Here is a 10,157-nt window from a genome sequence, read left to right as displayed (position 1 = left end):
AACGGTTATCCCCCTCGTCAGGGCAGGTTCCCAGCCGTTACTCACCCGTCCGCCGCTCGACGTCCAGCAAATCCACCGAAGCTTCAATGCTGCCGTTTCCGCTCGACTTGCATGTGTTAGGCCTGCCGCCAGCGTTCAATCTGAGCCATGATCAAACTCTTCAATTTAAGTTTTTGTGTTTGCTTTCCCAAAAGAAAAGACAAACGGCTCGATAAATACTGTTTTGTTCGTCTCTTACGAGACAAACGAATTGACTGTGCCGAACAACTATAAAAGTTGTCGCTTGGTCACTCAGTTCATCGAATAAATCTTTTTGTCTATTCTCAACGAGTGCCCACACAGATTGCATAGGTCAAATTGTTAAAGAGCACCGCCCAATCTTGAGCGGGAGTGGCATTTTACGCCACTTTGGCATCGAGTCAAGCGTTTTGTTTGCTTGGCAATTTTGCCGTTGTTAGCGCGGCTTGCCGTGCCAACGAGAAGCGAATTATAGAGACTTGTTTTTTTGATGCAAGCGTTTTTGTTCAAAAAAATCTAACTGTGCAAATAATCGCCAAGATGCTGTTTGCAAGTCGTTTTAACGATTAGCAAGCCAATCGGGTATATCAGCGATAGAGTCAACAACGTCAGTTGCTAATGCGACGCCTTGTTCGGTGACAGGTTTACCTGAGCGCACTAGCATACGGGTTGCAACCCCTGCACTCTCTGCGGCTTTCATATCATCCGCTTTATCTCCCACCATCACCGAGCGTGACATATCAATGTCGAGCTCTTTCTGGGCATCAATCAACATACCCGGCTTGGGTTTGCGACAATCGCAATCAATTCGATACTCACCGACTCCTTCACTGGCATGATGTGGGCAGTAATAAATCCCATCAAAGTCCACGCCTTTGTCGGCAAAGTTCCAGTCCATCCATTCTGTAAGCTGTAAAAAGTCTTGTTCAGAATAATAACCACGCGCGATACCAGCTTGGTTAGTCACCAACACTAATAAATACCCTTTCTCTTTTAGGGCGCGGCATGCATCGAACACACCGTCGATGTACTCAAATTTATCGATATCCGCCACATAGCCGTGGTCGACATTGACCACACCATCGCGATCAATAAAAACAGCGGGAAAACTCACTCACACTTCCTCTTTCGATATCAGGCGATAATTATGACACGCTGCGTGGTTGCTTGCATCTTTGCACACTCAATGAAAAGCGCGTGTTAAGATTAGCACGCGTCTATTAACCGAACTTCACCCTATGCAAGATACTTTCTCTATCTCTCCCATTGGCACATTGATTTCTCCCTTTAAGGAAAAGTTTGCTGTGCCACGACAACCTGGCCTAGCACCCAGTGCTTTGGCGTATATTGAATTATGCGATGATGCGAATCAGCTTGATGCAGTAAGGGGCATTGAGCAGTTTTCTCACCTTTGGGTGCTATTCTTGTTCGATCGCAATTTAGATAAAGGTTGGTCCCCGACAGTTCGTCCCCCGCGTTTGGGTGGAAACGAGCGAGTCGGCGTGTTTGCCAGTCGAGCAACCTTTCGTCCTAATGGCATCGGGATGTCGGCGGTAGAGCTGGTTCGCGTTGAGTCCACACCGGGTCAAGTGCGGTTAGTCGTAAGGGGGTGCGATCTTGTCAATTGTACGCCCATTATCGATATCAAACCTTACATTCCCTACTCTGACTGTCTGGATAGTGCTCAGGGCGGGTTTGCTCAACAAAAGCCTGATTTGATGCCGGTGCATTTCTCAAGCCCCGCCCTCGCGACACTCTCTCAACATCCTGAGGGCAAATACCAGCGCCAAGTGATTGAGGAGGTACTCGCACAAGACCCTCGCCCAGCCTATAGAAAGGGCAAGCCAGATACTAAACACTATGCAGTCCATCTTTTCGATTTCAATGTGCGTTTCATGGTATCTAACGAACAGATTCACGTTGAGGCCATAGAAGCTTTTGTCGAAACTCCCCCGCGCTGTTAATATGCCCTACTTATTATTGATCGCTAATATCAACGGATAACTTTACATGCGTACCAGTCAATATCTGCTTTCTACTTTGAAAGAAACCCCTAGCGACGCAGAAATTGTCAGCCACCAGCTGATGTTGCGTGCGGGTATGATTCGAAAACTCGCTTCAGGCCTTTATACTTGGCTGCCCACCGGTGTTCGCGTGCTTCAACATGTTGAGCGTATTGTTCGCGAAGAAATGAACCGTGCCGGCGCCGTTGAGACCATGATGCCTGTCGTGCAACCAGCAGATTTATGGCAAGAAACCGGACGCTGGGAAAAGTTTGGCCCTGAGCTGCTACGTATAGCTGATCGCCATCAACGTGATTTTGTCTTAGGCCCCACGCATGAAGAAGTGATTACCCACTTGGCGCGGAACGAAATCAATTCATACAAGCAGCTCCCGCTTAACTTGTATCAAATCCAAACCAAGTTCCGTGATGAAGTACGTCCTCGTTTTGGCGTCATGCGCTCTCGCGAATTTACGATGAAAGATGCGTATAGCTTCGATATCGATAAAGCGGGTATGGAGCAGAGCTATGAGAAAATGCGCGCGGCTTATTGCGCCATCTTTGATCGCATGGGGCTAGACTACCGTGCCGTGTTGGCAGATACCGGTGCCATCGGCGGTTCCGCCTCGCACGAGTTCCATGTTTTGGCAGACAGTGGTGAAGATCTGATTGCTTTCTCGACTGAGTCTGAATACGCAGCAAATATCGAAAAGGCAGAAGCACTCGCGCCCCAAGATCAGGCTGATGCGCCAACCCAAGCGATGGAGCTGGTTGATACGCCAAATGCGAAAACCATTGCTGAACTGGTGGAGCAGTTTGATCTTCCGATCGAAAAAACAGTTAAGACCCTGTTTGTCAAAGCGTCAGAAAGCGTAGACTCCGATCTTATCGCGCTGATCATCCGTGGCGATCATGAACTCAATGAAGTAAAAGCGGAAAACCTACCCGAGGTGGAAGCACCGCTCACTTTCGCGACCGAAGAAGAAATTCGCGCGCTTGTTGGTGCAGGCCCTGGCTCTTTGGGCCCAGTAGACCTTCCCGCTCCTTTTATCGTCGATCGCAATGTCGCGGTAATGAGTGACTTTGGTGCTGGTGCTAACATTGACGACAGGCACTACTTCGGCATTAATTGGGGCCGCGACGTCGAGCTTGGCCAAGTGGCCGACCTACGCAATGTTATCGAAGGCGATGCTAGTCCTTGTGGTAAAGGCACATTGATGTTTAAACGTGGCATCGAAGTGGGCCATATCTTCCAGCTGGGCAACAATTACTCACAAAAGATGAATGCAGGCGTATTAGGCCAAGACGGTAAGAACGCCATGTTAGAAATGGGCTGTTACGGTATTGGTATTACGCGTGTTGTGGCTGCAGCCATTGAGCAAAATCATGACCAAAACGGCATTATCTGGCCAGATGCTATCGCCCCCTTCAAGGTGGCCATTGTTCCGATGAATATGCACAAGTCTGAGCGTGTCCGTGAAGCGGCTGAAAAGCTTTACACTGATCTTACTGCTGCCGGTATCGAGGTACTCTTTGATGATCGGAAAGAGCGTCCAGGGGTGATGTTCTCAGACATTGAGCTAGTGGGTGTGCCGCATACCATCGTAATCGGCGAGCGCAGCATGGATAATGGCGTGTTTGAATATAAACATCGCCGCGAGGGTGAAAAAATACCGTTCGCTATCGACGACGCCTTGTCGTTTATCCAAGCAAAACTCGCTTAAACGTTATCGCATAATGATTGAATGCCCCGCGTTGCGGGGCATTTTTGTATCAGTTAACTTTCCATCAGCTAACCGTCTCGAGTGCTTTGTGGTATGCCTTTTCAGCAAAGTCCCAATTCACCACCTTCCACCACGCATTCACGTAGTCAGGACGTTTGTTCTGGTAATTAAGATAATAAGCGTGTTCCCATACATCACACCCTAAAATAGGTTCGCCTTTGACCTCTGCAATATCCATCAGTGGATTGTCTTGATTAGGTGTTGACGTGATTGCAAGCTCACCTTTTTCTGTTACCACCAGCCACGCAAATCCTGAACCAAACTGACCTATCGCCGCTTGGCTAAAGGCATCTTTGAATGCATCAAGCGAGCCGAAGGTATCGACAATCGCATCGTAGAGTGCGCCTTCTGGCGCAGGCTTAGGGTTAGGCGTCATTGATTGCCAATAAACCAAATGATTGTAATAACCACCGCCATTATTACGAATGCCAGCAGGCAGCATTGAAACCTCGGCAAATAAAGCCTCAAGCGATTCACCATTTCGTTCGGACTCTTGGATAGCCGTAACAAATTTATCGAAATACGTTTTATGGTGACGCTGATGATGAATACGCATGGTTGCCTCATCAATGTGGGGCTCTAATGCATCATAAGCGTAAGGAAGATCGGGGAAAGAGTAAGTCATGGTGTTGCTCCATCAATGATTAAGACATCACCACTCTATATCGAAGTGATAACGATTTTCAACCTCGTTATCATTAATGACATTTAGGGTCTGTGATAAACCGCCGCGCGTGAGATGAAACAGCATCTATAATCAAACTGTTAGAGTGATAATAGCGGTAGGCCTATGTCTAAAAACAAACCTAAAATTGCCTTGGTGCTCACCGGCGGCGGTGCACGAGCGGCTTATCAAGTGGGGGTCTTATCGGCAATCGCTCACTGGTATCCGCGTGTGCACACGAGTCCATTTACCATTTATTGCGGCACATCCGCGGGTGCTATCAACGCAGTATCTTTGGCAAGCTATGCGTCATGTTTTCGACTGGGCGTCAAAAAACTGTCTTGGCTATGGCACCGGTTGAACACCTCTCGGGTGCTCGCCAGTCAGCCCAGTGCCCTTATCGGCCATCTTTTGTCGCAAACCGGGCAACGCTTTCAATCTTACTATCAACCCACTCAGCCTTTTGGGTTGCTCAATAACCGACCACTTAGAGAGTTGCTCAATCAAACCATCAATTTTAATAAGCTTAACTACCAACTGCTAGCGGGGCATTTACACGGCCTATCTGTCACGGCATCTAACTACCAAACAGGGCAATCGGTGAGTTTCTTTCAGGGGGCACCACACATCCTCCCTTGGGAGAGAGCCCGCGCGGTGGGAAAGCGGAGTCAGATTTCCACCGAACATTTATTGGCCTCTGCGGCCATTCCCTTCGTGTTTCCCGCTTCGAGAATTGGCCATGAGTTTTATGGTGATGGCGCCATTCACCAAATCTCCCCGTTACGCCCTGCGGTAAAAATGGATGCGGAGCGGATTTTAATTCTGGATCTCACTACTGGCATACGGCGACACGAGCAAATTAGACACACAGCACCTGGCTTAGCGATGCTTGGCGGTCACCTGATGAATGCGATTTTCGCAGATACGCTCTCAGCCGACTTGGAGCATTTGCAAAGAATTAATCAGATTGCCAGTACCTTGTCTCTCGAGCAAAAGGACAGCTTAGGTTTGCGACATATCGATGTCTTGCACTTGCGTCCTTCCGAGCCCTTTGAGCCGGTAGCAAACCGCTACTACAGCCATATGCCACTCGCGTTGCGCAGCTTACTTAAACTTTTGGGTATTAATGCCAGTCAAGATGCCACCTTTGCCAGTTATCTGTTATTTGAGCCGGCATACCTTCGCCAGTTGATTGACATTGGTTACCGTGATGCACACAATCACCAGTCTGAGATCCTTTCTTTATTGACAGATTAGTTACTTTAAAACAGTATCCTCACTCGCATCCATCCATCACCATTAGCAAAAATATATAGACTGGCACGATACCTGCTTAATAGATTGAAACCGACGTTGTTACTGAGTAGTTGATCACGCATGAATGCCTCGCACATCAAACAATATACAAACTCTGATCGCGCCCCGCGGATTGTCCCGCTCGGTGCCGATCAACGTTTGTTGTTGTTACAAAAGCTGCAAGGCCACCTTGATATCAAAATCTTGTTTGAAGTGTATGCGCGTGAGTTGGAAAAACAGATCGATATTGGGCGAATTATTTGGGAGCATGATGATATCTCCAACATCATCCGTCGTGGTGAGCAACACACGTTTCGCCAGACGTTTTCCATCAAGTTCAATAAGCAGCCTTTAGGGGTTTTGCAATACTCTACCCCTTACAAGCTCGACCCAGATGAAATCAGCCTGTTACACACTTACCACAAGCTGTTAGCCGGGCCTCTCAATAATGCCGTTGAATATACGCAAGTGAAAAACATGGCATTGCTCGATGGCCTCACTGGCCTACATAACCGCACCAGCTTCGAGCAAGATCTGCAGCATGCCGTCGCGGTCTGTGAACGGGAAAACATTGGCCTAGTGATGGTGATGTTCGACATGGACAACTTTAAGCAGGTCAACGATACCTATGGCCACTTAGACGGCGATAAAGTACTACGCCGTTTTTCCTTGCTGGTCAAAGAAGCCGTACGCGGCAGCGATCGTTGTTATCGACTTGGCGGCGATGAGTTTGCCGTTATCTTGCAACCAGCCAGTAAGAGCTCGGTGAAACACGTGACCTCACGAGTGAAGAGCTTAGTTGGCCAAGATCATTTGTTATCAAGTCACCAGATCAGCGCGTCAGTGGGTTTCTCTGTCTATCGACAAGGTGATAATAACTTGTCGCTCTATGAGCGCGCCGACCAAAGTATGTACCGGCAAAAACGCGCACGTTAGCGCTTTCCTCTCCCCAACAAGATTGGGTATAGTGATCCTCATCATTACTTGAGGAGAACACCATGAAAATAGCAGACTGCTGTGACTTAATTCGCCAACGCTATGCGGAAATTGGCAGTGGCGAACAAGGGTATGTGCCTGCCGCGATCCATTGCGCGTTAAAAACCCTCAACGAAATAGCACAAGACACCGACATTCCACAAGCGCGCCGAGAGCAAGCCGCGTTTGCCGCCGCCAACTTATTAATCAGTGATCACGAGGACTAAGATGGATTTGAATAATTACGCCACCATGGATCCTGTGATGCTAATGAGCATTGTCAACATGAAGCTGCGTGATGAATTTGACGGCTTGGACGATCTCGTGCGTTATTACGATATCGATAAAACCGCCTTGTGCGCGCGGCTTGAGAAAGCAGGCTTCACCTATTTTGCGGATGCCAAACAATTTCGTTAAACCAACGCCGACATAGCACAACGAAAAAAGCGGACATTGCGTCCGCTTTTACGTCATTGGTCGCTTTCTCGACGACCTTTGTTAGCCCAGTGACACCCAAAGGACGGTCGCCACTAAAATAGGACACACAAACTTGACGTAGACTGGCCATATTTTCCAAAACAGGCTCTGTTCAATCTCTGCATACCCCTCACGCAAGGCCGACAGTTTACGGTCACGCGACCAAATCCATCCACCAAACAAGCAGAATAATAGCGCTGCAAAAGGCTGAAAGTACTGCGTCGCCACTTTCGCTACCAAGCCAAACAAGGTACCGAAATGAAAGACAATCACCGCACTGAACGCGGCAATCAGACCACCTAGCACCCAACTGGTGATTTTACGGCTTGAGCCTAGCCGTTCACTGGCGAGCGCGACCGGACACTCGAGCATCGAGATAGAAGAGGTCAGCGCTGCAATGGTCATCAACAAGAAAAAGACCAAAGACACGTAAGGCCCTGCAGCGCCCAAGCTTTCAAATAGCAACGGTAACACAGTGAAGACTAAGGTATCGGCACTCAGCAAGCTACCATCTTGAGCATAGATTTCGACGCCCTGATTCATCGCCACGAACATCGCAGGCAGAACCACTAGACCCGCAATGACTGCCACCGCTGTATCGACCAAGGTCACGCTCAGTGCCATCTTCGGTAAGTTTTCTTTCTGGCTCAGATAAGAGCCATAAATCAACATAGAGCACCCGCCAATGGTTAGCGAGAAAAAGCCTTGCCCCATCGCTGCCAGGAGCAGATCTCTGTCCATGATCTTGGAAAAGTCAGGAATAAGGTAGTGCTTTAAGCCCTCTGTCGCGCCAGGGAGTGTCATGATGTAGAGAAACATCGCGGCAAACAGCACGAATAACGCTGGCATCAAACGGGTTGACCAACGCTCAATACCCTGTTTTACACCTGCTTGCACGATAAAGATAGTCAACACATAAAAGAGGATAGCGCCAAACAAGTTACGTGAAGCCGAGAAGCCTTTTAACCAAGCTGCCACGTCGGTAAAGTGCAAGATCTCTGCAACCGCCGCAAGGAGAAAAGACACTAACCAGCCCCCAACAATGCTATAAAACGCCAGCACCATACAAGGAACGGCTAACCCTACTAAGCCCACACCGCTTCCTAAGCGCTTCATCAGCGGGTTATCACTGAGCGCGCGCATGCTATCCAGCGGGTTCGCACGCCCATGACGGCCAATTGCCATTTCCACCACCAGCATGGGAAATGCCACCAGCAAAATCATTAACAAGTAGACGAGTAAAAAGGCACCTCCGCCATTACTGGCCGCTTGAGTGGGAAATCCCCAAATATTACCCAGCCCCACTGCAGCACCTGCTGCAGCAAGAACAAAGCCAATTCTAGTACCGAATAATTCGCGACTTGATGCCATTACTGCTTACCTCATGTATCATTAGACTAGTACATTAAGTAATTCGTCACGATTAAGCAAGACAAGATAGCCTAACTGCTCAATTAATCATCACCAGTTCAGTGTTCTACTCTCACCCAGTTAGTCCGAGGTTTGCTCTAACACCTTATGACCGAGCGATGTTGAGTGAACGAATTGCGCAGGTGATAGGGAGATTAAGACTCATGCTGCCAAACAAGGCGCCAATGTTTACCACTCGCTGTCTGGCTAACATACCTATCGGCAATGGCCACCACTGTCTCGCCATCGCAAATAATCGGTTGGCGTCGACGTAACCAGCTGGGGATCCCGGCTTCTTGGTAGAGTTTTTTTAGCTTTCGACGCCCTTGTCGGCCAGCAGGATGAATCGATAAACCACGGGGGTTAAAGTGTACATGCAGTGTCCGCGACGCGAGATCTCCCAGCGCGAGCCCTTTCTCTGTCGACGAATAAGGCACTAAGTATAACGTACCCAGTCCATCTGGCAGCGCTAACGGCGATTCTGACGTCAATGTGCCCTGCCATTGGGATAAATCTGCATAAGGCTTCACGATATAAAGTTGTTGCTGGAAACGGCGAATGCTCACCGTGCCCACGGTCAAGCTTGGATTTGCATCGGGTTGGGCGTCAATCACATCATCTATCAAGGTGTGTAACTGGGCTTGCGACAAGATAATATCATAGCGCTTGAGCCAGTGGCGCAGCATTGCTTGTGTGAGGGCGGCATCGTCTTGTGGTAGCGCTGTAATAGGTAAACTGCCCGCATCGGTCTCCGCTTGTGTCACCATTGGCTCTATCAAGCGTGCCAGCAAGGCTGCTTGTTCGCCACACAAGCGCTGAGTGCGCTCAACAGCTTTACGAAACCCTGGCCAACGAGCATCCGCTTGCGGTAACCATTGGTGGCGTAAAAAATTGCGATCAAAGCGCGTGTCTTGATTACTCGGGTCGTCCACCCAATCGAGTTGGTGTTGGTGCGCATATACCTCAAGGCTTGCCCGTGATTGCGTCAATAAAGGGCGCACCAGATAGCCTTGACCCAAAGGTCGCACGGCTGGCATCCCAGCTAACCCTTCCATACCACTGCCGCGTTTCAGCGCGAGGAAAAAGGTTTCAACCTGATCATCACTGTGCTGGGCGGTTAACACCAGTCCATTGGGCTCAAGCAGGTGCGCGATCGCCTGATACCTTGCTTGTCTTGCCGCATGTTCCACACTGAGCGATGTATCCAAGCTCACCCTTTCTACACAACAGCGAAATCCGGCGCTATCCGCCCATAGTTGGCACTGTTCGGCCCACTTATCCGCATCGGGATGCAAACCGTGATGAATATGAACCACAAGGTAATCATGTTGGGGGTTCTGATCACGATACTGTGTCAGTAATTCAAGCAACACACGAGAGTCTAATCCGCCACTGAACGCCAATATAATCTGTCGCGGTGTTGCCGTTAGCGGGGCTAATGTGCCAGTGAGCTGGTGATAAAGCATAACCATTCATCGTCAAAATAATGCATTATTGTTGCCGCCCTTTACGTAAAAGAAAAGGGCCCGGA

10 protein-coding genes and 1 rRNA gene are annotated in these 10,157 nt (G+C 49.0%); 6 read left to right on the top strand and 5 right to left on the bottom strand.

Going from position 1 to position 10,157, the window contains the following annotated elements:
* Positions 1-167: ribosomal RNA gene (locus tag BZG74_RS03525) — 16S ribosomal RNA — on the bottom strand; the annotation flags it as partial.
* 410 nt (positions 168-577) lie between these two features.
* Positions 578-1,132 (bottom strand): D-glycero-beta-D-manno-heptose 1,7-bisphosphate 7-phosphatase, encoded by a 555-nt coding sequence (gmhB, locus tag BZG74_RS03515; protein ID WP_077771361.1) that lies wholly within the window; start codon positions 1,130-1,132, stop codon positions 578-580.
* Positions 1,133-1,256: 124 nt separating this feature from the next.
* Between gmhB and tsaA the strand changes: the two genes are divergently transcribed.
* On the top strand, positions 1,257-1,982 hold the full coding sequence (tsaA, locus tag BZG74_RS03510) for a tRNA (N6-threonylcarbamoyladenosine(37)-N6)-methyltransferase TrmO (RefSeq protein ID WP_077771360.1): 726 nt from the start codon (positions 1,257-1,259) through the stop codon (positions 1,980-1,982).
* Between the two features lie 46 nt (positions 1,983-2,028).
* The gene (locus tag BZG74_RS03505) at positions 2,029-3,744 is read left to right on the top strand and encodes a proline--tRNA ligase (RefSeq protein WP_077771359.1); all 1,716 of its coding nucleotides are present in this window, start codon (positions 2,029-2,031) and stop codon (positions 3,742-3,744) included.
* 64 nt (positions 3,745-3,808) lie between these two features.
* Here BZG74_RS03505 and BZG74_RS03500 read toward each other — a convergent pair whose 3' ends face one another.
* Positions 3,809-4,429, bottom strand: coding sequence for a superoxide dismutase (locus BZG74_RS03500; protein WP_077771358.1), 621 nt, complete (start codon positions 4,427-4,429; stop codon positions 3,809-3,811).
* Positions 4,430-4,594: 165 nt separating this feature from the next.
* Here BZG74_RS03500 and BZG74_RS03495 point away from each other — a divergent pair, with 165 nt between their 5' ends.
* The 4 genes from BZG74_RS03495 to BZG74_RS03480 all read left to right on the top strand — a co-directional run bounded on the left by BZG74_RS03495 (position 4,595) and on the right by BZG74_RS03480 (position 7,156).
* The gene (locus tag BZG74_RS03495) at positions 4,595-5,725 is read left to right on the top strand and encodes a patatin-like phospholipase family protein (RefSeq protein WP_077771357.1); all 1,131 of its coding nucleotides are present in this window, start codon (positions 4,595-4,597) and stop codon (positions 5,723-5,725) included.
* A 120-nt stretch (positions 5,726-5,845) separates the two neighbouring features.
* Complete coding sequence (locus BZG74_RS03490) at positions 5,846-6,700, top strand: GGDEF domain-containing protein (protein ID WP_077771356.1); 855 nt, start codon at positions 5,846-5,848, stop codon at positions 6,698-6,700.
* A gap of 62 nt (positions 6,701-6,762) precedes the next feature.
* The gene (locus tag BZG74_RS03485) at positions 6,763-6,966 is read left to right on the top strand and encodes a YaeP family protein (protein ID WP_077771355.1); all 204 of its coding nucleotides are present in this window, start codon (positions 6,763-6,765) and stop codon (positions 6,964-6,966) included.
* Between the two features lies 1 nt (position 6,967).
* Entirely contained in the window at positions 6,968-7,156 is a 189-nt protein-coding gene (locus tag BZG74_RS03480; RefSeq protein ID WP_077771354.1) for a DUF4250 domain-containing protein, read from the top strand.
* A gap of 81 nt (positions 7,157-7,237) precedes the next feature.
* Here BZG74_RS03480 and BZG74_RS03475 read toward each other — a convergent pair whose 3' ends face one another.
* Entirely contained in the window at positions 7,238-8,587 is a 1,350-nt protein-coding gene (locus BZG74_RS03475; RefSeq protein WP_077771353.1) for a sodium-dependent transporter, read from the bottom strand.
* Positions 8,588-8,781: 194 nt separating this feature from the next.
* Entirely contained in the window at positions 8,782-10,092 is a 1,311-nt protein-coding gene (gene tilS / locus BZG74_RS03470; protein ID WP_077771352.1) for a tRNA lysidine(34) synthetase TilS, read from the bottom strand.
* Positions 10,093-10,157: the final 65 nt, after the last annotated feature.

Origin of the sequence: Salinivibrio sharmensis, assembly GCF_001995985.1 — a bacterium.
GTDB lineage: Bacteria > Pseudomonadota > Gammaproteobacteria > Enterobacterales > Vibrionaceae > Salinivibrio > Salinivibrio sharmensis.
This window is presented reverse-complemented; position numbering and strand designations above follow the sequence as displayed.